Source organism: Glutamicibacter sp. X7, assembly GCF_054889245.1.
In genome coordinates, this window is record NZ_CM142678.1 from 1,047,891 (window position 1) to 1,070,509 (window position 22,619).

A 22,619-nucleotide genomic window follows, 5' to 3' on the forward strand; every position below is an offset into this window, starting at 1 on the left:
TTGAAACAGGGCAAAGTGCTCCATTCATCGCGTAAGCATTGTGCGGTGTGCATATTGTGAGTAGCATCACACATACCCGGGAATGTGATCGCCGGGCCGACCAGACCGAGCACGCGAGATTAAGGATGCCGATCGTGTCCACGCAACGCATGGATGTTGATGCCGAGGGTCTACCGACCCACCAGGTACTTAGCACCGATGGAGAACGAATCCCCGATACCGAACTGGACCATTACCTGGCCAATCTGACACCAGCCATGCTGTCGGATTTCCTGCGTGACATGGTCGTGGTCAGGCGCATGGACGCCGAGGCCAATGCACTGCAGCGCCAGGGCCAGCTAGGGCTTTGGGCACCCCTATTGGGGCAGGAGGCCGCGCAGATCGGCTCGATTCGCGCCGCCCGCAACGACGACTTTATTTTCCCCTCGTACCGTGAACATGCGGTCGCCTGGGCACGCGGCGTCAAGGCACAAGACCTGCTCAGCGTTTGGCGCGGAGTCACCCCGAGCGGCTGGGATCCCTATCAGGTCAATATTGCGTGCCAGCAGATTGTGATCGGCGCTCAAGCGCTACATGCCGTCGGCTACGCGCTGGGCATTAAATTCGACGGGTCGCACCAGGTGGCATTCGGTTACTTTGGTGACGGTGCGACGAGCCAAGGCGACGTCAATGAAGCCATGGTCTTCGCCGCTAGCTACCAAGCACCCGTGGTGTTCTTCTGCCAGAACAACCAGTGGGCCATCTCCGAACCCGTCGGCTTGCAAAGCCGGACGCAGATCGCCGACCGAGCCCATGGCTTCGGACTCAAGGTGTGGCGGGTAGATGGCAATGACGTCTTGGCGGTGTATGCGGCCACCAAGGCGGCCACCGAATATGTGCGCCACGGACTAGGCCCGGTATTCATCGAGGCCGTCACCTACCGCATGGGTGCACACACCACTGCCGATGACCCCACCCGGTATCGCACCGAGGAGCAACTCGATAAGTGGCGTGCGAAGGACCCGATCGATCGCTTGCGTAAATACCTAGAGAAGATCGGTGCGGACCTTCCGGCCATGGAACGTCGAGCCGAAGAAGCAGCCGACCAGCTCGCCGCCGATCTGCGCGCTGCCATCACCTCCATGCCGGATCCAGGTCCCGAAGCACTCTTCGAGAACGTGTACGCCGAACCACATCCGCTCATTGAAGCGCAACGCACCGGCTACCTCGAGTATTTGGCGACGTTCGAAGGGCAGGATGCCTGATGTCAACCATGATTCAAGCACTGAACACCTCGTTGCGTGACGCGCTCACCGACGACGAAAAGGTCGTGCTGCTCGGCGAAGATATCGGTACGCTCGGCGGCGTTTTCCGTGTGACCGATGGACTGAAGTCGCAGTTCGGCGAACACCGGGTGATCGACACCCCGCTGGCCGAGTCCGGGATCGTCGGTACCGCAATAGGTTTGGCCTACCGTGGCTACCGTCCGGTCGTGGAAATCCAGTTCGATGGCTTCACCTACCCGGCGTTCGACCAGCTTGTCTCGCAGCTAGCGAAGTTGCACTACCGCTCCCGCGGACGAGTCAAGATGCCTGTCACCGTCCGGATCCCTTTCGGTGGCGGTATTGGCTCGCCGGAACATCACTCCGAGTCGCCCGAAGCCTACTTTGTGCATACTGCTGGCTTGCGCGTCTTCGCTCCGTCCACCGTAGAGGACGCCTACACGATGCTGCGGCAGGCGATCGACTGTGACGATCCGGTCATTTTCTTCGAACCCAAACGCCGCTATCACGAAAAGGCCGAGCTGCCCGATGGCGACCGGTGGCGCGATGAGGCGCCGTGTGCCCGTGTGGTGCGTCGCGGCGATGACGTGACGGTCATCGGTTATGGCCCGACCGTGTACACCTTGAACGATGCGGCGGTAGCGGCCGAAGACGAGCAGATCTCGATGGAAGTTATCGACCTACGCACCCTCGACCCCTTGGATTGGGGCACCATCACCGAGTCGGTGAAACACACCGGCCGTGTGGTCATCGTGCACGAGGCCAGTGCACAGGGCGGGCTGGGTGCCGAAATCGCTGCCGGCATCACCGAACGTTGCTTTGACTACCTCGACCATGCTCCATTGCGGGTGACCGGTTTCGATGTGCCGTACCCTCCCTCAAAACTTGAGCACCACCACCTACCCGACCTAGACCGCGTGTTGCATGCCGTGGATACCGTGATGCGACGAGACGAAGTAACCGCACAGGGAGCCGCCCGATGAGCGCAACGCAAGTTTTCACCCTTCCAGACCTAGGGGAGGGGCTCACCGAATCCGAGGTGTTGAACTGGAAGGTCGAGGTGGGCCAGGAGGTCTCGCTTAATCAGGTGATCGCCGAGGTAGAAACCGCGAAAGCGGTCGTCGAACTGCCTTGCCCATACGCCGGCGTGGTGGCAGAAATCCACGCTGAACCCGGAACGGTCGTTCCGGTCGGCGGGCCACTTCTAACGATTGCCTCCGACTCAGAGGCACCGGCCAGCGACAAACCCGCCCCGGAGCGTACCCCCACCCTAGTAGGCTACGGCGCACCGTCCTCCGGTGGGCACCGGCCGGCGCGTCGCCGTCGCGGCTCGGCGCTAGCTGCCGCCGTACCCGTGCCGGATAACCACGCGCTCGCCGAAGAGCCAAGCGAACGTCGCTATGTAACCCGCAGCACCCCGCCGGTACGCAAGCTCGCACGAGATCACGGCATCGATCTGGAATCGATACAGGGCACAGGTCCAGAGGGTCTGGTGACCCGTGAAGACGTGCAAGCACTGATTGCACAACCGGCCTCCTCCCGGCCGAGGGAGGAAGCAACTTCCGGTACGGCAGAATCCGATCGCGATCAGGTGATCATCCCCAGCGCGGTGCGCAAGGCCACCGCGGCCGCCATGGTGAGTTCGGCCTTCACAGCGCCGCACGTCACCGAGTTCCTCACCGTCGATGTGACCGAATCACTCGCGCTGGTCGAACAACTTCGGGCACACCGCAGCCTGAAGGATACGAAGATCAACTTCACGACCTTCGCCGCGTTCACCGCGGTCAAGCTATTGGCGCGGCATCGTGCGTTGAACTCGATTTGGGTTCAGGAGCATGGCCACATCCTGCAACGCGGGACGGTGAACCTCGGTATGGCCGTTGCCAGTGAGCGGGGCCTGTTGGTTCCGGTCGTGCATGACGCCTCGGCGATGACGCTTGATGTGTTTGCCAAGGAGCTATCCGAATTGATCCGCCAGGGCCGTGAAGGAACGCTTAGCCCCGCCCAGCTAACTGGTGGCACCTTCAGCATGACGAACGTCGGCGTATTTGGTGTCGACGCAGGTACACCAATTATCCCACCGGGTCAATCCGGCATCATCGCGCTGGGTCAAGTGGCACGCCGTCCGTGGGAGTATCGCGGTGAAGTCGCCCTTCGTCACACGACCACCCTCGCCCTCTCATTCGACCACCGGGTGATCGACGGCAAGGAAGGAAGCGAATTTCTCGCAGATCTTGGCCAAATCTTAACTAACCCGGGCATGGTGAATTTGTTTGCTTAGCTGACTAGGGATCATGAAGATGACGCTTCACATATCGACCCAGACTTTGCTGGCGGCGTCCCACTGATTGAAAGTATTCATTAGTTGTTTCGTAATGTTTGTTGTAACCTCGTTCACGAAGTGCATTACCTCACCATCGTGTGTGACGCACTCGAAGAATGCTGGAAGGCAACTCTACTGTTGAGGAGATTATGATGCGGAACTCGCACGCATCGAAGGCGCTGGCTCTGTCCGCCGCCTTGGCGTTGACCCTGACCGCTTGCGGCGGCGGCAATGAAGCTGGCGGCAACGGCGGCGGAGGCGACACCAACAAGGTCATCACCGCCAACACCACTGAGCCGCAGCACGGTCTGCTGCCGGCAAACACCAACGAAGTTGGTGGCGGTCGCGTAATGGATATGATCTTCACCGGCCTCGTGAGCTACGACGCCAAGGGTAAGGTCGTCAACGAACTGGCCGAGTCCATCGAAACCGAGGACTCCCAGAACTACACGATCAAGATCAAGGCAGACCAGAAGTTCTCCGATGGTTCGCCAATCACCGCTTCCTCCTTCGTGGACGCGTGGAACTTCGGCGCAGCGGCAAAGAACGCTCAGCTGAACTCCTACTTCTTCGAGTCCATCAAGGGCTTTGACGAGGTGCAGGCTAAGGACGCCAAGACCGATGTCATGGAGGGCCTGAAGGTTGTCGATGAGACCACCTTCACCGTCGAACTGTCCCAGCCCGAATCAGACTTCCCACAGCGCTTGGGCTACACCGCCTTTTACCCGCTGCCGGAAGCCGCTTTCGACGATCCTGACGCCTTCGGCCAGAACCCCGTTGGCAACGGTCCGTACAAGTTGACCGAGTGGAACCACGACGTCAACCTCATGCTCGAGCCGAACGAGAACTACGACGGCCCGCGTGAAGCACAGAATGGTGGCATCAACTTCAAGGTGTACCAGTCGACCGAAGCTGCATACCAGGATCTTGTGTCCGACAACCTGGATGTGCTCGATCAGGTGCCCCCGATGAACCTGGCCCAGTACCGGGACGATCTGGGTGACCGCTCGGTGAACTCGCCGTACGCCGGTAACGCCACCATCACCATTCCGAGCTACTTGGATCACTTCAAGCAGGACGAAGAGGGTAACCTGCGTCGACAGGCCATTTCGATGTCTATCGATCGTCAGCAGATCATCGACAAGATCTACTACGGTGGCAAGGTCATCGCAAAGGACTTCACCGCTCCGGTGCTTGAAGGCTACAACGATGCCCTTCCGGGTGCCGAGGTTCTGACCTACAACCCAGAAGAAGCCAAGAAGCGTTGGGCCGAGGCTGAGAAGATCTCGAAGTTTGGCGACAACGAGCTGACCATCGGTTACAACGTCGACGGTGCCGGTAACAAGGAATACGTCGAGGCCGTGGTGAACCAGGTCAAGAACAACCTGGGCATCAACGTGGCACCGAAGCCATACACCTCCTTCAAGGAACTGCGTAACGAGGTCACCAAGTACAAGATGACCGGCGCCTTCCGCACCGGTTGGCAGGCTGACTACCCGTCGCTGTACAACTTCCTTGGCCCGCTCTTCGGCACCGACGCTGGTTCGAACGACGGAAAGTACTCTTCGGAGGAGTTCGATAAGGCACTATCCGAGGGCTTGGCTGCCAAGACCCCTGAGGAAGGCGCGGAAGTTTTCAACAAGGCACAGGAAATCCTGATGAAGGATCTGCCGGCTATCCCACTGTGGTACCAGGCAGTCCAGGGTGGCTGGAGCAACAACGTTGAGAACGTCACCTTTGGTTGGAACGGCGTGCCGCTCTACCAAGAAATCACCGGCAAGTAACTAGCCGGATCCGACTTGGGGCCAATCGGCTCCAAGTCTGAGAACTACGTCGAGGGAGACCCGAGGCTTTATCAGGGTCTCCCTTTGGCGTGTACCGTCGCCTCAAATTCTCAGGATTCACCATGGCTTATTCACGCCTCGCGTCTGGAAGGACGCTCTCATGATCAGTTTTGTGCTTAAACGATTCCTGCAGCTGATCCCGGTCTTTATCGGGGCCACGTTGTTGGTTTACTTCTTGGTCTTCGCCACTCCGGGAGACCCCATCGCGGCGCTCTCCGGTGGCAAGCCGATGTCACCGGCCGTCGAGGACGCGCTGCGGGCCCAATACAACTTGGACAAACCGTTCTGGGTCCAGTACGGCTTGTATCTCAAAAATCTTCTGACTTTCGATCTGGGCATGTCATTCTCCGGGCAGGAAGTACGCGACCTCGTAGCCCGAGCGTTCCCCGTAACCGCACGCCTGGCCGTGATCGCCATTGCCATCGAAGCCGTCTTCGGCATCATCTTCGGTGTGATCGCCGGTATGCGTAAGGGCAAGATCTTCGACTCCACCGTTCTCGTGCTGTCGCTGCTGGTGATTGCTGTACCGACCTTCGTACTCGGTTTCGTGTTGCAGGTAGTGATCGGTGTCCAGCTTGGATGGGCTAAACCAACTGTTTCCGGCCAAGCAACCTGGAGCGAGTTGATCCTTCCCGGCCTGGTGCTCGGTCTAGTTTCCTTCGCGTACGTTTTGCGCCTGACGCGTACGTCCGTAATTGAAAATAAGACCGCAGACTATGTCCGTACCGCTACTGCCAAGGGTCTGAGTCGTCCGCGCGTTATCACCGTGCACATTCTGCGCAACTCGCTGATTCCTGTCGTGACCTACTTGGGTGCCGACCTCGGTGCGCTGATGGGTGGCGCGATTGTCACCGAAGGTATCTTCAACGTGCCCGGTATCGGCAACCTATTGTTCAAGGCGATCCGCATGGGCGAAACGCCGACCGTGGTAGCCATCGTTGGCGTGCTCGTGATTATTTTCGTTATCGCTAACCTCGTCGTGGATATGCTCTACGCCCTGCTTGACCCGAGGATCCGTTATGCCTGAGAATCTGACTCCTAATCCAGAGGCCGGTGCTCCCCGCGGGAAACGCGAGGGAAAGGTCTCCAGTTACAAGATCGAGCACTTCGTCGCTCCGATTAGTGAAACGCCACTCCAAGGCGTCGATGCGGTAAAGGAAACCGGTAAGCCGCTTTCCATGTGGGCTGAGGCATGGCGGTCGCTACGCAAGCGCCCGCTGTTCATCGTCTCGTCCATTCTGATTGCAGCGATTATCGTCGTTGCTGCCTTGCCGAACCTTTTCAGTTCGGTAGACCCCACCCTTTGCGTTCTTGAAAACTCCAACGGACCGGCAGCATCCGGACACCCGATGGGATTCAATTTCCAGGGCTGCGATATTTACTCGCGAGCTATACACGGGACGCGAGCGTCGTTGATGGTGGGCGTGTTCACCACTATCTTGACGGTGCTTCTAGGCACGACCATTGGCGCCCTTGCCGGGTACTACGGTGGCTGGCTGGATGCCATTCTGGCCCGTGTCGGGGACGTATTCTTCGCATTGCCGCTCATCCTTGGTGCCATCATCATGATGCAGCTGCCGCTATTCCGCGAAAATAAGAGCCCATGGACGGTTATTGTCACACTTGCCGTTTTCGGTTGGCCACAGATCGCTCGTATCGCCCGCGGTGCCGTCATCGAGGTGCGTAACGCAGACTTCGTGACTGCCTCGCGAGCTTTGGGGCTTTCCCGTTTCAAGGCGTTGCTACGCCACGTCATTCCCAACTCCCTGGCACCGATCATCGTCGTGTCCACGGTGAACCTCGGCGTCTACATTGTCGCCGAGGCAACGCTGTCCTTCCTTGGCGTCGGATTGCCCCACGAGATTATGAGTTGGGGCAACGACATCGCATCGGCCCAGACGCAGCTGCGTAGCAACCCAATGGTCCTGATGTGGCCAGCATTGTTCCTGTCCGTTACCGTCCTGAGCTTCATCATGCTCGGTGACGCAGTGCGTGATGCACTGGATCCTAAAGCACGTAAGGGGGCCTAGCGATGAGCGAAGTAAGCGCTCCTAAGCCGTTGTTGGAGATTAAGGATCTGGCGATCACCTTTTCCACTCCCGAAGGACCGGTTAGCGCGGTTCGCAACGCCAATCTCACGGTGATGCCGGGCGAAACTGTGGCGATCGTGGGGGAATCGGGCTCGGGTAAATCCACCACGGCTCTCTCTGCCATTGGGCTCCTGCCGGGCAACGGCAAGGTTTCCGCTGGACAGATCTTGTTTGACGGCGAGGATCTGGCTCAAGCACCAGAAAAGCGATTCGTCGAACTGCGCGGCAACCACATTGGTATGGTTCCGCAGGATCCGATGAGTAACCTGAACCCGGTGTGGAAGATTGGTTTTCAGGTTAGGGAAACTCTGAAAGCCAACGGGTTGGCGGGGGATAAGCCCAACGAACGTGTGGCGCAGGTGCTGGCCGATGCAGGGCTACCAAATCCGGCGGCTCGTGCAAAACAGTATCCGCACGAGTTCTCCGGTGGTATGCGCCAGCGTGCACTGATCGCTATCGGCCTTGCTTGCCGCCCACGGCTCCTGATTGCCGATGAGCCGACCAGCGCGTTGGACGTTACGGTGCAGCAGCAGATCCTGGATCACTTGGATACCATGACCAGCGAGCTGGGTACTGCCGTGCTCTTGATTACTCACGACTTGGGCTTGGCCGCAGAGCGCGCCGAAAAGGTCATCGTCATGTATAAGGGGCAGGTCGTCGAGTCCGGCCCCGCGTTGGAGCTGTTGCGTAACCCCCAGCACCCCTATACCAAGCGTTTGATCAACTCGGCACCGTCATTGGCAGCGAAGCATGGTGTTGAGGTCAAGACCCCTCACGAAGAACAGGCTGCTAAGAACGACAACGTGCTGGAGGTCAAGGATCTCACCAAGGTCTTCGATATCCGTAAGGGCTTTGGGCGCAAGGATAAATTCACCGCGGTCGACAAGGTTTCCTTTGCGGTTCCTCGCGGAACTACGACCGCTGTTGTTGGTGAGTCGGGGTCGGGAAAGTCCACTATCGCCCAGATGGTGTTGAACCTGCTCGAACCGACCAGTGGAGAAATTACCTTCGACGGTCAAAAAATGAGCAAGCTCTCCGAGAAGGAATTGTTCAAGTTCCGTCGCAGGGTGCAGCCCATTTTCCAAGATCCCTATGGCTCTTTGGATCCGATGTATTCGATCTACCGCACGATCGAGGAGCCTTTGCGTATTCACGGTATCGGTTCTACTGCTGAGCGTGAGAAGAAGGTTCGAGAGCTGCTGGACCAGGTTTCCATGCCTGCTTCGACTATGCACCGTTTTCCGAATGAGCTTTCCGGCGGACAGCGTCAGCGTATTGCCATCGCGCGCGCTCTGGCGCTTCAGCCAGAAATGATCGTTTGCGATGAAGCGGTCTCCGCGCTCGACGTGCTGGTGCAGGCTCAGGTCCTAGAACTGCTACAGCAGCTGCAGGACGAGCTTGGCTTGACGTATCTGTTCATCACTCACGACTTGGCTGTCGTGCGTCAGATCGCGGACGACGTGGTCGTGATGGAGCGCGGCAAGATGGTGGAGCATGCATCCACCGACGAAGTGTTCACGAGCGCGCAGAGCGACTACACGCGCAACCTGCTCAACGCCATCCCGGGTGCAACCTTGCTGTAAACGGCACGGTATCGCGTCCATATCAGGGGCCATGGTTCTTCGGAACCATGGCCCCTTTTGCATGCTTCACCGGAATATTCAGCAAATGTTTCGAGTATGACGCGCCCCGGCATGAATGTTGCAAAAACGTTATAAACCTCTTTGAGGGGCAGCCAAGTCAATGCCCGATTCTGATTGAATTTTCCCAATGTGAAAGAGATCCTTGATTTCTCGGGGTAGTGAGCCGGGTCTCAGTCACTGAGGTCAAATGTTGCGTGGGTCACGATGCCGTTATCTACGGTTGGAGAGTAAATGTGAAGCGGATTTTTCTATATCCAACGCCACAAAAAGTGGTTACTCTATAGTCCAAGGAGCATTCATGTGATGTGCTCCACACTGGGTGTATTTACCCGAAAGCTCGTCCATTCACTTCAAGGAGGCGAAATGCGGATTCAACGCGTTTCGAAAGCGGTAGCGGTTGGCGCTGCCATGGCATTGGCACTGTCCGCATGTGCCCCAGGCGGTCCGGGTGATTCCAACCCGACGGCCACCGATTCGGCTGGCGGCGGCAACGGCGCCGAGGTAACCAACAGCGGCCTGGCGGACTTGGGTGATGTCACGACCAAGGATGACACCATCAAGGTGACCGTCGGTGCGCCGGAGTTCATCAGCTACAACGGCTTCACTCCAAACACGTACTCCACCTACAACTCGTCCATCACCGACCGTATGTTTGCAGGTTTCACCTACTTCGGTACCGATGGAACGATCTACCCCAACGAAGACCTCGGTAGCTTCGAAAAGATCAGCGATGACCCGCTGACCATCAAGTACACCATCAACGAGAACGCCAAGTGGTCCGACGGCACCCCGATCACCACTGCCGACGCCGTGTTGGCCTGGTCGGTGCAGAACCTGAACCTGAACAAGGGTTCCAAGGACAAGCCCCTGTTCTCGTCGGTCTCCACCGATCTGGGCGACACCGTGCCCAAGGGCCCGCAGGGCGCCGCCGACTCCAAGGAATTCACCGTAGAGTTCAAGGAGCCGGATCCGGACTGGCAGATCCAGACCTGGATGCTCCACCCGGCGCATGTCGTGGCCGAGAAGGGTGGTCTCACGACCGAAGAGTTCGTTGAGGCAGCTCGCGCTGGCGATGCCAAGAAGTTGGAGAAGGCCGCCAAATTCTGGAACGAAGGTTGGATGACCAAGCCAGGTACCCTGCCTGACGAAGCCGACATGCCGGTTTCCGGTCCCTACAAGCTCGATTCGTGGAAGGCCGGCGAGTCGGTCACTTTGACCGCGAACGAGGATTACTACGGCACGCCAGCGGCGACCAAGAACTTGACCTTCCGCTTCGTGGAGGACGCTGCAATGGTTCAGGCCCTGCAGAACAAGGACTTGGATGTCATCAACCCGCAGCCGACGGTTGACACCCTTGCTCAGCTACAGGGCTTGGGCGATGCTGTGAATATCCAGCAGGGTGACACCTTGACCTGGGAGCACTTGGACTTCAACTTCGCTAAGGGCAATGCCTTCACCAACCTCGAACTGCGCAAGGCTTTCGCCATGTGCGTTCCGCGTCAGCAGATCGTGGATAACCTGATCAAGCCGCTGAACCCAGAGGCCAAGGTCATGAACGCCCGCGAGGTCTTCCCCTTCCAGGAGAGCTACCAGGAAGTTGTGGACGCAGCCTATGACGGCCGCTACGACGAGGTGGACATCGAAGGTGCTAAGAAGATCCTCGAAGAGCAGGATGCGGTGGGCACCGAAGTGCGCATCGGTTACTCCAAGCCGAACGAGCGTCGTACCAATGAGGTGGCGGCCATCAAGTCGTCCTGTGATCAGGCAGGCTTCGAAGTGAAGGACGCCGGTGACCCGAAGTTCTTCGCGCCGGGCGGAACTCAGGATCGTGGAGACTACGAGGTAGCATTGTTCGCTTGGGCTGGTTCGGGTCAGATTTCCTCGGGCCAGAACATCTACGGTACCGGCAAGCCGCAGAACTACGGTAAGTACTCCAACGAGCAGGTCGACGCCGAATGGGCTACCCTAGCTTCTTCGCTGGACCCGGCCGTCCACAAGGAACAGGTCAAGAAGATCGAGAAGCTGCTCTGGGATGACCTCTACGGTATTCCGGTCTTCGCCCACCCGGGCCTGAGCGCTTCCGGTTCCGATATCAACAATGTCCGCCACACGGCAACCCAGGATCAGATCGTCTGGAACGCCCAGCAGTGGGTGCGTGCCGAGTAGGCCCACGGGGCTAAAACGCAATCATCGACTGTGAGCGCCCGCGGGGCCCGATCATCATCGGGCCCCGCGGCGTGTCTAGCCTCCTCCCATCGGTGGAGACGGTGCGCTCAAGGTGAGAAGAAAAAGAGGACTAAAAAACCGTGTGGAAGTTCATTCTTAAGAGATTAGGCTCGGCGATCGGCGTACTGTTTGGCGCCTCGCTCCTGCTCTATATCCTGGTCATCAATGCCGGTGACCCGCTCAGTGACCTGCGCGAGAGTAACGCAGAAAATCGCGAGTACTTGATGCAACAACGCATCGACTACATGAATCTCGAGCAGCCGTGGTACCTGCGCTATTGGACCTGGCTGACCGGGGCCTCGCGTTGCATCATCGGTCAATGCGACCTAGGCCGAAATATCAACGGTATTGAGGTCGCTGATCTACTAGGGAACGCGGCATCATCTACGCTGCGCTTGGTATTCCTTGCAACGGTTATCGCCGCAATTCTCGGTATTGCGATCGGCGTACTTACTGCCGTGCGACAGTATTCGGGTCTTGACTACCTCGTGACCTTTTTGACCTTCCTGTTCTTCTCACTGCCGGTGTTCTGGGCCGCAGTGTTGCTGAAGGAATTCTTGGCGATCGGCTACAACAACTGGTTGGCCAATCCACAGATATCAATCGGCACGAGTATCGCCATTGGCGTGGTGCTGGGCTTGATACTGCAAATGTTCTTAGGCGGCTCGCTTAAGCGCCGTGGGATCACCTTCATTATCACTGCGGTATTCGTGCCGCTGATCTTGCAGTACACCCTCTGGCTGAATTTCTACCGGTACCCGCAGATGGGACCGGCAGTGATCGTCGTACTGACCGTATTGCTGGCGTTGAGTGCCACTGCCATGAGCGTAGGCATGAAAGAGAAGAAGGTGCTGTATCCGGCACTGATCTCTGCCGCGCTCGTCTTGGTTGCCTACTACGCCACCTTCTCACTGCTACAAAACGCCAACGCTTGGGTGTTGATCTTCGGGGCAATCCTCTCCGTGGTCATTCCGGGTCTGGTTGGTTGGTTCATGGGAGGACGTCTCAAGCGGATCGCCGCCGGTGTCTCGGTAACCGTTGGGTTTGTCGGTGCCGGTCTGACCGTTATTGACCACCTCTTCCGAGCATGGCCCGGTTTCCTCGAGGTCAAGGGGCGACCAATCGCTACCATCGGGTCCTCTACGGCGAACCTCAAAGGTACCTTCTGGGATCACTTCCTAGACAACGCAACCCAGCTGCTGTTGCCGACAATCCTGCTGGCAATTATTTCCTTGGCCAGCTACTCGCGTTACACCCGTTCCTCGATGCTCGAAGTTCAGCAGCAGGATTACATCCGAACTGCACGTTCAAAGGGTTTGAGCGAGCGTACCGTGATTTTCCGTCACGCCTTCCGCAATGCCTTGATTCCGATCGCCACGATCGCAGCTTTCGACTTTGCAGGATTGATCGGCGGCGCCGTCATTACCGAAAGCGTCTTTGGCTGGAAAGGCATGGGCGAACTGTTCATCACGGGCCTACGTGCCGTCGACCCGGCACCTGTGATGGCCTTCTTCTTGGTGACGGGTACAGCTGCCGTGCTGTTCAACCTGCTGGCCGATATTGTCTACGCACTGCTCGACCCGCGGATCCGGGTCTAGGGAATAGGGACATCTGATGAGTAACACGAATAATAAGATGCCGGAAAACCTGACATCCCTTGCCGAGCTCGAGGACGCGAAGCTCGCTGCTTCAGACGAACAGTCGAAGAGCCAGTCTCAGATCGTTTGGGGACGATTCCTGCGGCATAAGCCGGCGATGTTTTCCTCGATCCTGCTGGTCGTCATCGCGATTATCGCCTTCACCTCTATTGGTTATGGGCCACTTCCGGGTTGGTGGAAGGCCAGCTACTTGGAAGCCGGTGTTGTGGTCGATGGCGGTAAGCCGACCCTCTCGTTGCTTCCTACCTGGCTTGGGGGCTCGGGCATCCAATGGGGTGAGCACCCATTTGGTCAGGATTCGGTGGGTAAGGACTACTTCGCCCTCGTAATGAACGGCACCCAAAAGTCGCTGATCATTGCCTTCGTCGTTGGTATCGTCGCCACTTTCATCGGGGCGATCATCGGCGCGTTGGCCGGTTACTTCCGCGGCTGGGTCGACGAAGTCTTGATGCGTATTACCGATCTGTTCATCGTGATCCCGTTGCTGGTTCTGGCAGCTGTTCTGGGACAGATCGCGAGCTCCTCCTCGGGGTCGATCATCCTTCTGGCGCTCGTACTGGGCCTGGTGACCTGGACCGGTCTTGCCCGTCTGGTTCGCGGTGAAATCCTGTCGCTGCGTGAACGCGAGTACGTGGCCGCGGCGCAGGCAATGGGGTCTAAGACCTCGCGAGTGATTTTCAAGCACCTGCTTCCGAACACGATCGGCGTCATTGTCGTCAACGCGACCTTTGCGATCGCCGGCGCGATCTTGCTCGAGTCCTCGCTGTCCTTCCTGGGCTTCGGTGTACAGCCACCAGAGTCGTCGCTGGGTCTGCTGATTAGCCAGTACCAGAATGCGTTTACCACCCGTCCATGGCTCTTCTGGTGGCCGGGCATGATCATTGTGGCGATCGCATTGAGCGTGAACTTCTTGGGTGACGGTCTTCGAGATGCCTTCGACCCCCGTCATACCGGACATCGCCGAGGCCTCTTTAGCTTCCTGAAGAACCGAAAGGATCGGGCATGAGCACGATGAATGAAGAAAACTATGCCCTGAGCTTCGACGATTTGAAGGTCACCTTCGAAACTTCGGGCCCCGAAGTACACGCAGTCAAGGGCTTGAGCCTGCAGGTGCGTCCCGGCGAAGTCGTTGCGTTGGTCGGTGAATCGGGGTCAGGTAAATCGGTGACCTCCACCGCCGCCATGGGTCTGCTGCCGTCGAACGCCAAAATTACCGGTGAAGCCAAGGTCGGAAACGTCAATGTGGTCGGCCTCGACCAGGGCAAGATGCGCAAGATGCGCGCCACCGATATTGCCATGGTTTTCCAGGAGCCGATGACGGCACTGAACCCGGTGCTGACCATTGAACGGCAGTTAACCGAGGCCTTGGAACTTCACGGCATCGCCTACGGTGGCGAGGCCACCAACCGGGCGATCGAATTGCTCACCATGGTCGGGATCCCCGACCCGGCCAAACGCATCAAGCAGTACCCACACCAGTTCTCCGGTGGTCAGCGTCAGCGCATCGTCATCGCGATGGCGATCTCCTGTGACCCTCGGGTAATCATTGCCGATGAGCCAACGACCGCACTGGACGTGACGGTGCAGGCCGAAATTCTTGATCTGCTCCGTGAGCTGAAGGACCGCCTGAATACCGGCATCCTACTGATCACCCACAACATGGGTGTGGTGGCCGATATGGCCGATCAGGTGGCCGTGATGTTCCAAGGAAACTTGGTGGAAACCGGTAGCGTCGATCAAGTGCTGATGAACCCGCAGCACGAGTACACCCAGCGTCTGCTGGCCGCGGTTCCGCGGCTGACGCCGGTTGAGATCGATGAGACGGCCACCCATACCAGCGCCACGGCGCCGGCAGGGCGTGAGCTGGTGCTCGAGGCCAAGGATCTTGTGCTTGAATACGATATGCGCGGTTCGACCTTCCGTGCTGTGGAGAATGTTTCCTTCAATGTGGCCAAGGGCGAAGTGCTGGGCATCGTGGGAGAATCCGGTTCCGGTAAGTCGACGATTGCCAAGGCCGTTCTCGGGTTGTTACCGGTGGCCGAGGGCACTCTGGCGGTCAAGGGGCATAACCTGCCGAAGCTGTCCCCGAAGGAGGCCCGCAAGATCCGCAAGGACATTGGGGTGATCTTCCAGGATCCTGCGGCCTCGTTGAATCCTCGTTTCCCTATCGGTGAGTGCATTACCGAGCCGATGGTCGTGCACAAGGTTGGCACGAAGCAAGAGCGTATCAACCGTGCCTTGGAACTGCTGGATGCAGTGAAGCTACCGCGCAACGTGATCAACCGTTATCCACACGAGTTATCCGGTGGCCAGCGCCAGCGTATCTGCATTGCCCGAGCCTTGACGATGAATCCCGAACTGTTGATCGCCGATGAGCCAACCAGTGCGCTGGATGTCTCGGTGCAGGCGGTGGTTCTGGAGATGTTGCAGGACTTGCAACGGGACTTCAACTTCGCCTGCCTGTTCGTCAGTCACGACCTTGCCGTGGTCGACATGCTGGCTGACTACGTTGTGGTGATGCAAAGCGGAAAGGCTGTTGAGCAGGGTCCGGTGAAAGACGTGCTCCATGCGCCACAACATGACTACACCCGTCGGCTGTTGGCCGCCGCGCCGGTACCGGATCCGGTGCTACAGGCCGAGCGTCGCGCCGCGTGGCGCGAGCTGAACGCCACGAAGTAGTCACGTCGAAAACTAAGATGATCTCGGTCCTTGGGGGCCGAGATCATCTTTTTTGTTAGCGATTGCGGTAGGCGGCACGCCCTCGTTCAATGTCGCGGCGCATGTCGCGCAGCGCCTGAGCGACTTCTGGATCGCTGCCTTCGAGCCGGTCGGCCTTAGAATCCCAGCTTCGGTAGAGGCCGAGGCAGACGGGTAGCGCACACAACACGATGATGCTGATCAGGATGATGATTGAGGCCAGATCCATGAACTACTCCTGTGAACGTTGGGGATTTGTCAGGCGGTTACTACGGGTTTGGTCTGCGCCGTGCGCCGGTAGTTGCGTAGCACAAGCCCGAGCGCACCGAGCACCGCGGCGAGGGCGCAGACTCCCGAGAGCGTCACGATGAGTTGCTCTGATTCGATCAGGAACCCAGGCGTTCCAGCGAGGTAGCCGAGGGCAACCATGCTGTTGATCAGCATCGTGACATAGGCCCAGGCGGCGCCGTGTCGTTCCTGGGGAACGAGCCGATAGATAGCGTTGCGTAGACCGAGATTGTGCATGCCGTTGCCATACCCGCCGATAAGGAAAGCCACGCCGATGGCCACCGCATTGGGCCACAGCCCTTCGAGGGTGATGGCAGCGCCGATCAGCCCGGCTCCCAGAAGCACCGGGAGCGAAACCCGCTGCCCCAGAAGCTTTCCGCCAGCGCTCAACGAGCCCAAAACTGCACCTACCGACCAGAGACCCAAGAGCATGCCGTAGACCGTGTCATTGGGCGAAATGGCCCGCAGGTAGAAAACGCCGGACACTGCCTCGGTCGAGGTAAAGAACACCACGGCGGCGATCGGGACCAACAGAATTCTTAAGGTGCCGTTGCTCGTTAGCACTCGCGCCCCGCGAAGGCCGGTGAATGGCTCAGGAACATCCGAGTTATATGCAGTGGATTGCGAGCGCAGGAGGAACCAAGCCACTACGGCAAAGAACAGGAAACTTCCGGCATTGACGAGGAGCAGGGGACGTAGGCCCCACAGGTCATAGCCGAGAGCTGCCAACGCGGGGGAGAGGATCCCGGCCAAGGACCCAGCCGCAACGAGGAGGCTACTAGCGCGGGCCAGACTGAAGCTGCCTCGAATCTCGGGAATCAATTTGAAAACGGCCGACGAACTAAAAACTGCGCAAATACTGGCCACACACATTCCAGCGAGGCTGACCCAGATACTGTCGAGTGCCGCCATGAGGGTAAAGACCAGCGCATGGCACAGTAGTGTCGCCAGCCACAGACCCCGTACCCGCTGTCCGTCAACCCAGCGGCCAAGCCACGGGGCGGCGAGGATGGGCGGGATGAGGCCAGCCAGAAAAAGGGCGCTGACACCCCAAGAACCGAGTTCATCGGCGGCGGCAAGGGTCAGCGCGAACATGGCTAAACCGTCGCCAATCAATGAGCAGAAGGCTAGCGCGATAAACAGGAGGTACTTTGCGTGCATACACTGCCTCCGAGTTAACGCACAGACGCCGAACCCGAGGCTCGGGGTTCGGCGTCTGCTCCGTGCAATGTGCGGATTAGTTGTCGAGCTGCAGAATGATCTCGGTGACCACTTCGGCGCGGGCATTCGAGAAAATCTGCTCAGTGCCGACCTGGCGGAAACCGCGACGCTCAAGTACCTTCAGCGAGCCCAGGTTGTCCTGAACCACGTGGGCGACCAGCGGACGCTTGGTGTATTCGGCAAGGAAAGCATCCACGGCGCTGGTGGTGATGCCCTTGCCCCAGAACTTCGTGGAGGTCCAGAAGTTGATTTCTGGGGTGTCGCCCTCAAAGACCAGAATTGAACCGGCAACCTGGCCTTCATGTTCGATGGTGCGCACGATGACACTTGGATCATTCAGAATCGAATTCCAGTGGTGGTCAAAAACGGCGCGATCCGATGGGTTGCGTGCCTGGTAGGCGGCCATCAGATTGGCTTCCGGCTCCTGCTGGTGAGCGAAGAACTCATCCAAGTCGGACGGGCGGACTTCACGTAGTTCCACGAGAAGGACCTTTCGTACGTTGGGGGCGCGAATAATTCACACCATGGGTAAGGGGGCGCTGAGATCTAGCCTACCGGTGTTGCTAAGGCCGCGAGAGCCATCTGCGTGAGTAAGGCCTTCATACCTGATTTTTTAGTCCGCGGGGAGTGTGCCGAATGGGCCGTGGAATTCAACAGTCCAAAGACCGCATGGGCGCGGAATCGGTGCGATGGCGCGGTTGCCTCGGGGTGGAGCTTGGCCAACTGCGCGGTCCACAGGCCGATATAGGCATTCTGTAACTTTCGGACCAATTGCAGTTCACTTTTCGGCAATGACTTTAAGTCGCGATCCTGTACCTGAAGTATGTCGGGGCGCGAGAGCGAAAAATCGGTGTGAAAGTCCACCAGCCGGGCCAGCACCTCCATGGGTTCGCCGCCATCTTCGGTTGCCTTGAGCCCGCCGTCGTAGATGTCTTTCGACATGTCCACGAGCAACGCGATGAGCACCGCCTGCTTGCCAGCGAAGTGGCGATATACCGCCGGCCCCGAGATCCCGCAGGCAGCACCGAGGTCTTCGAGTGAAACTCCGGCGTAGCCGTGTAACGCAAAGAGCCGGGTGGCTTCGCGCAGTAACGCTTCGCGTCGTTCGGCCTTGGCCCGCTCACGTTCGGTGGGCTCATTCGTAGCTTGGTAGCGACTCATGGCTTCAACTCCTTTTCACGGGCCGACTATGGACAACTGTGATGCGCGCCACTAGTGTCGGAAACGCGGCCACAAGCCAAGTAGTTAATCGAAATTAACCATACGCGGTGAACGGAGTCACTCGAAACCCATTCGTGGATTTTGCGCTCCAGACACCACCACCTGCCGAAATCGGTGCCACTGAAGACCTCAGACGGCGGCCGGAGGCCCGGAAAAACTAGGAGATAGCCATCATGCTGGACCTTGAACTGGACGAGCACTACCAGGATCTGGTGAACGTCGTCAGGGAATTCGCCAACGAAGTCGTTGCCCCGCGCAGCGCACACCACGATGCCACCCACACCTTCCCCTATGAGATTGTGGCGCAGATGGGCGAATTGGGTCTCTTTGGGTTGCCAATCGGAGAAGAATTCGGCGGCATGGGCGGCGATTACTTTGCCCTTGCGCTCGCACTCGAGGAACTTGGGCGAGTCGATCAGTCGGTCGCGATTACGCTCGAAGCCGGGGTCTCCTTGGGGGCCATGCCCATTTACCGTTTCGGAAACCAAGAGCAGAAGGAACGCTGGCTGCCCGACCTTGCGGCCGGAAAGTCGCTGGCAGGCTTTGGTCTCACCGAACCCGGAGCCGGATCCGACGCTTCGGCGACCCGCACCAAGGCCGAATTAGTCGACGGGCACTGGAACATCACCGGCTCCAAGGAATTCATTACCAATTCCGGAACGGACATTACCTCGCTGGTAACCGTCACCGCGGTGACGGGCATGGACGAACAAACCGGCCGCAAAGAGATCTCTACCCTGATCGTGCCCTCGAAGACACCTGGCTTCACCGTTGAGCCGGCCTACGACAAAGTGGGGTGGCGAGCCAGTGACACGCACCCGCTGACCTTCAACGATGCGCAAGTTCCCGAAGACCATCTTCTCGGTGTCCGTGGTCGAGGCTATGCCCACTTCCTCGAGATTCTCGATGAGGGACGCATCGCCATTGCCGCACTGGCCACCGGTGCCGCACAGGGCTGCCTGGATGAAGCCACACAGTACGCCAAAGACCGCACCAGCTTTGGTGCACCGATCGGCAGTTATCAGTCCGTGTCCTTTACGATCGCCCGAATGGCATCTCGCGTACACACCGCACGGCTGGCCTACTATGCTGCCGCCGCAAAGATGCTGGCCGGCAAGGATTTCAAGGTCGAAGCCGCCCACGCGAAGCTTATCGCCAGTGAAGCGGCCATGGACAACGCTCGAGACGCCACCCAAATCTTCGGTGGCTACGGTTTCATTAACGAATCTCTAGTGGCGCGGCACTATCGCGACTCGAAAATCCTTGAAATCGGGGAAGGTACCAGCCAAGTGCAGCTGATGCTGATCGCGCGCAGTCTGGGGCTCTAACCGTTCGGGGCCCTGGGTTATCCACCGGACGCATGGATGCTTTGGAAGCACACAGGAGCACGGGGAATAATTGATCGGGTGAGCACCCAAGAACCATTCGTCGTTGCCCAGCATCCGCGTCGTGTCATCCTTCTGGGATCTACCGGATCGGTCGGAACCCAAGGACTGGACGTGATTGCCCAGGCCCCCGAGCTTTTTACTGTCGCTGCGCTCGCCGGAGGTTACAACCTCATGCTGCTGGCCAAACAGGCGGTTGCCTTCCGCCCGGAGCTTGTTGGCTGCGCCCACGAAGATATCGACGCTCTAGCTCAGGCCATTGAGTCCGCAGCGGCGGCGGCCGGTGTCGCAAACTATCGCCCGCAGCTGCTCGCCGGGTCGCATGCGGCATCTGAGGTCGCCCGGTACGACCAAGCTGACGTGGTCCTCAACGGCATCACCGGGGCCATTGGTTTGGCACCGACCTTGGCTGCTCTCGATGCGGGCCATCTGTTGGCGCTGGCGAATAAGGAGTCGCTGATCATCGGGGGAGAAGTGGTCAAGCGAGCCGCTGCCCCCGGGCAGATCGTCCCCGTAGATTCCGAACATTCGGCCTTGGCCCAAGCACTTCGCGGGGGGAGTTCCGACGAGGTGTCCAAACTTATTGTGACCGCTTCGGGTGGACCCTTCCACGGCTACTCGCAAGCACAACTGGCAGATGTAACTCCCGAACAAGCACTGGCGCACCCGACGTGGGATATGGGCCGAGTCATCACCACCAATTCGGCGAGCATGGTCAACAAAGCACTTGAGGTAATTGAGGCGCATCTGCTCTTCGACATCCCCTTGGAACGAATTGAAGCAGTGGTGCACCGTCAGTCGATGGTGCATTCCATGGTCGAGTTCATTGACGGTTCTACCCTGGCGCAGGTCTCACCGCCGGATATGCGCTTGCCGATTGCTTTGGGAATGAATTGGCCCCACCGTGTTTCAGCGGCCGCCGCAGCCTGCGACTTCAGCCAAGCCGCCACTTGGACCTTTGAGCCGCTGGATGAAGAAGTTTTCGGAGCTATCCGTTTGGCCAAGCGTGCAGCGGCCAGCTCGCCGACCCACATGGCCGTCTACAACGCGGCCAACGAGGTGGCGGTCGATGCGTTCCACGATCGACTCATTAGGTTCAGCGATATTGTCCCGACTATCGAGCGAGTCCTGGAGAACTACACTCCGGTGGCCGCCGAGCCCAGCCTCGAATTGGTATTGGACACCGATCGGTGGGCCCGAACCCACGCAACCCAACTGCTTAAGGAGAATGCATGAGCACCCTCTTGTTCCTCGGCGGTGTGTTGTTCATGGTAATTGCCGTCGCCGCCTCCATCGCTCTGCACGAAATCGGTCACTTGATCCCGGCCAAAAAGTTCGGATTGCGGGTGCCGCAGTACATGATCGGCTTCGGCAAAACGCTTTTCTCCGTGCGCCGCGGTGAGACCGAATATGGCGTGAAAGCCATTCCGCTGGGTGGCTACATTTCCATGGTCGGAATGTATCCGCCGCGCGAGGAGAAAGTTTCGGAGAGCAAACCGAACCTCTTCACGCGCATCTTCGGCCAAATGATCGATGACGCGCGGTCACAAGCCAACGAGCAAGTGCGGCAGGAAGATGCTGGCCGCATGTTCTACGAGCTTCCGATCTACAAGCGTGTGATCATCATGCTCGGCGGCCCGTTGATGAACTTGATCATCGGCACTGTGGCTCTTGGCATCGTACTAGTTGGCTTCGGTGTTCCCACCGCCACCACCACCGTCTCGGAGGTCTACCAGTGCATTGCTAGTGCGCAGAATACGGACGCTACGGAATGCACTGCGAACGATACTCCCGCCCCGGCGTACCAGGCCGGGTTGCGCCCCGGGGACACCATTACCTCGATCAATGGAACTGCTGTTGCACGCGATGCGTGGTACGAGCTAACCGATGTAATTAGGGATCATCCTGACACCCCGGTTTCGCTAACCTACGAACGCGACGGTGTCAGCCACGACACCACGTTGACTCCATACCTTACCGATCGTCCGGTTCTGGATAAGGACGGATATGTCATCAACGGTGAAGATGGTCAGCCCAAGATGGCCCAGGTGGGTTTCGTCGGGATGAGCTCACAAATTCAGAATGTCTCCCAACCCGTCTGGGAGGTCCCGGCGCAGGTTGGTGACCAGCTACTGCGCATCGGCAACATCATTTTGCACCTGCCGCAACGCATGGTCGATGTCGCTCAAGCGGCATTCGGGAGCGAAGAACGCGATCCCAATGGGCCGGTGTCCGTGGTCGGCGTCGGCCGTCTGGCCGGCGAAATCAACTCTACGGACGCGCTGAACCTCGAAGAAAAGACCGCGACGCTCATTTCATTGGTCGGCGGGTTGAACTTGGCGCTCTTTGCCTTCAACCTGATTCCGTTACTCCCATTGGATGGTGGACATGTCGCCGGAGCACTCTACGAGGGGCTCAAGCGGATGGTGGCTAAACTTCGCGGAATACGGCAGGTCAAACCGGTGGATACCATCAAGATGCTGCCGGTTACCTATGTGGTGGTTATCGCCATGCTGGTGATGGGCGGTCTGCTGATCTACGCGGATATTTTCAAACCCATTACGCTTTTCTAGTCATCGACGAGCCTCGAGCCGGTAACCGTACCGGTGCGAGGCTCGCTCGTTTTAACCTCACCACTCGATGCAATGACAGCAAAGGTCATGACTGTGGGAGGAAGCGGAGCCCACAGGACACGTGCCAAGCACGGACCCCAAAGGATCATGGTCGGGCGGGACCTCTGCCACGCGCTAGGCTGGCGGAA

18 protein-coding genes are annotated in these 22,619 nt (G+C 58.6%); 14 read left to right on the forward strand and 4 right to left on the reverse strand.

Features of this window, described 5'->3' with window-relative positions; genetic code table 11:
• The first annotated feature begins 125 nt into the window (after positions 1-125).
• From pdhA to ACYU0X_RS05200, 11 genes are all read left to right on the forward strand, one after another.
• Positions 126-1,244 carry a pyruvate dehydrogenase (acetyl-transferring) E1 component subunit alpha gene (gene pdhA / locus ACYU0X_RS05150; protein WP_461902315.1) on the forward strand — a complete coding sequence of 373 codons (1,119 nt, stop codon included), beginning with the start codon at positions 126-128 and terminating at the stop codon, positions 1,242-1,244.
• Positions 1,244-2,245, forward strand: a complete 1,002-nt coding sequence (locus tag ACYU0X_RS05155) for an alpha-ketoacid dehydrogenase subunit beta (protein WP_461902316.1) — start codon at positions 1,244-1,246, stop codon at positions 2,243-2,245. Before pdhA ends, ACYU0X_RS05155 begins: the two co-directional genes overlap by 1 nt.
• The gene (locus tag ACYU0X_RS05160; protein WP_461902317.1) at positions 2,242-3,543 is read left to right on the forward strand and encodes a dihydrolipoamide acetyltransferase family protein; all 1,302 of its coding nucleotides are present in this window, start codon (positions 2,242-2,244) and stop codon (positions 3,541-3,543) included. Before ACYU0X_RS05155 ends, ACYU0X_RS05160 begins: the two co-directional genes overlap by 4 nt.
• Before the next feature lie 194 nt (positions 3,544-3,737).
• Positions 3,738-5,369, forward strand: coding sequence for a peptide ABC transporter substrate-binding protein (locus tag ACYU0X_RS05165; protein WP_461902779.1), 1,632 nt, complete (start codon positions 3,738-3,740; stop codon positions 5,367-5,369).
• Between the two features lie 160 nt (positions 5,370-5,529).
• A complete protein-coding gene (locus tag ACYU0X_RS05170) occupies positions 5,530-6,456 on the forward strand; it encodes an ABC transporter permease (RefSeq protein ID WP_461902318.1) in 927 nt (308 codons plus the stop codon).
• Complete coding sequence (locus ACYU0X_RS05175; RefSeq protein ID WP_461902319.1) at positions 6,449-7,459, forward strand: ABC transporter permease; 1,011 nt, start codon at positions 6,449-6,451, stop codon at positions 7,457-7,459. The genes ACYU0X_RS05170 and ACYU0X_RS05175 overlap by 8 nt, the downstream gene beginning before the upstream one ends.
• A gap of 2 nt (positions 7,460-7,461) precedes the next feature.
• On the forward strand, positions 7,462-9,102 hold the full coding sequence (locus ACYU0X_RS05180; protein WP_461902320.1) for a dipeptide ABC transporter ATP-binding protein: 1,641 nt from the start codon (positions 7,462-7,464) through the stop codon (positions 9,100-9,102).
• 423 nt (positions 9,103-9,525) lie between these two features.
• The gene (locus ACYU0X_RS05185; protein WP_461902321.1) at positions 9,526-11,328 is read left to right on the forward strand and encodes an ABC transporter family substrate-binding protein; all 1,803 of its coding nucleotides are present in this window, start codon (positions 9,526-9,528) and stop codon (positions 11,326-11,328) included.
• 140 nt (positions 11,329-11,468) lie between these two features.
• Positions 11,469-12,986: an ABC transporter permease gene (locus ACYU0X_RS05190; RefSeq protein ID WP_309408201.1), complete on the forward strand. Its 1,518-nt coding sequence runs from the start codon at positions 11,469-11,471 to the stop codon at positions 12,984-12,986.
• Positions 12,987-13,002: 16 nt separating this feature from the next.
• On the forward strand, positions 13,003-14,052 hold the full coding sequence (locus ACYU0X_RS05195; RefSeq protein WP_461902322.1) for an ABC transporter permease: 1,050 nt from the start codon (positions 13,003-13,005) through the stop codon (positions 14,050-14,052).
• Entirely contained in the window at positions 14,049-15,725 is a 1,677-nt protein-coding gene (locus ACYU0X_RS05200; RefSeq protein WP_461902323.1) for an ABC transporter ATP-binding protein, read from the forward strand. The genes ACYU0X_RS05195 and ACYU0X_RS05200 overlap by 4 nt, the downstream gene beginning before the upstream one ends.
• A 55-nt stretch (positions 15,726-15,780) precedes the next feature.
• Here the strand turns inward: ACYU0X_RS05200 and ACYU0X_RS05205 are convergent, their stop codons facing one another.
• The 4 genes from ACYU0X_RS05205 to ACYU0X_RS05220 all read right to left on the reverse strand — a co-directional run bounded on the left by ACYU0X_RS05205 (position 15,781) and on the right by ACYU0X_RS05220 (position 18,413).
• Positions 15,781-15,972 (reverse strand): hypothetical protein, encoded by a 192-nt coding sequence (locus tag ACYU0X_RS05205; protein WP_418908719.1) that lies wholly within the window; start codon positions 15,970-15,972, stop codon positions 15,781-15,783.
• A gap of 29 nt (positions 15,973-16,001) precedes the next feature.
• The gene (locus tag ACYU0X_RS05210; protein WP_418908720.1) at positions 16,002-17,192 is read right to left on the reverse strand and encodes an MFS transporter; all 1,191 of its coding nucleotides are present in this window, start codon (positions 17,190-17,192) and stop codon (positions 16,002-16,004) included.
• Between the two features lie 76 nt (positions 17,193-17,268).
• On the reverse strand, positions 17,269-17,733 hold the full coding sequence (locus ACYU0X_RS05215) for a GNAT family N-acetyltransferase (RefSeq protein ID WP_418908721.1): 465 nt from the start codon (positions 17,731-17,733) through the stop codon (positions 17,269-17,271).
• Positions 17,734-17,798: 65 nt separating this feature from the next.
• Positions 17,799-18,413 (reverse strand): TetR/AcrR family transcriptional regulator, encoded by a 615-nt coding sequence (locus tag ACYU0X_RS05220; RefSeq protein ID WP_309408191.1) that lies wholly within the window; start codon positions 18,411-18,413, stop codon positions 17,799-17,801.
• 233 nt (positions 18,414-18,646) lie between these two features.
• On the opposite strand from ACYU0X_RS05220, the gene ACYU0X_RS05225 reads away from it, so the two are divergent.
• The 3 genes from ACYU0X_RS05225 (at position 18,647) to ACYU0X_RS05235 (ending at position 22,431) form a co-directional block, all read left to right on the forward strand.
• Positions 18,647-19,801 carry an acyl-CoA dehydrogenase family protein gene (locus tag ACYU0X_RS05225; protein WP_418908722.1) on the forward strand — a complete coding sequence of 385 codons (1,155 nt, stop codon included), beginning with the start codon at positions 18,647-18,649 and terminating at the stop codon, positions 19,799-19,801.
• Positions 19,802-19,870: 69 nt separating this feature from the next.
• Positions 19,871-21,094: a 1-deoxy-D-xylulose-5-phosphate reductoisomerase gene (dxr, locus tag ACYU0X_RS05230; protein WP_461902780.1), complete on the forward strand. Its 1,224-nt coding sequence runs from the start codon at positions 19,871-19,873 to the stop codon at positions 21,092-21,094.
• Positions 21,091-22,431, forward strand: coding sequence for a M50 family metallopeptidase (locus ACYU0X_RS05235; protein ID WP_461902324.1), 1,341 nt, complete (start codon positions 21,091-21,093; stop codon positions 22,429-22,431). The genes dxr and ACYU0X_RS05235 overlap by 4 nt, the downstream gene beginning before the upstream one ends.
• Positions 22,432-22,619: the final 188 nt, after the last annotated feature.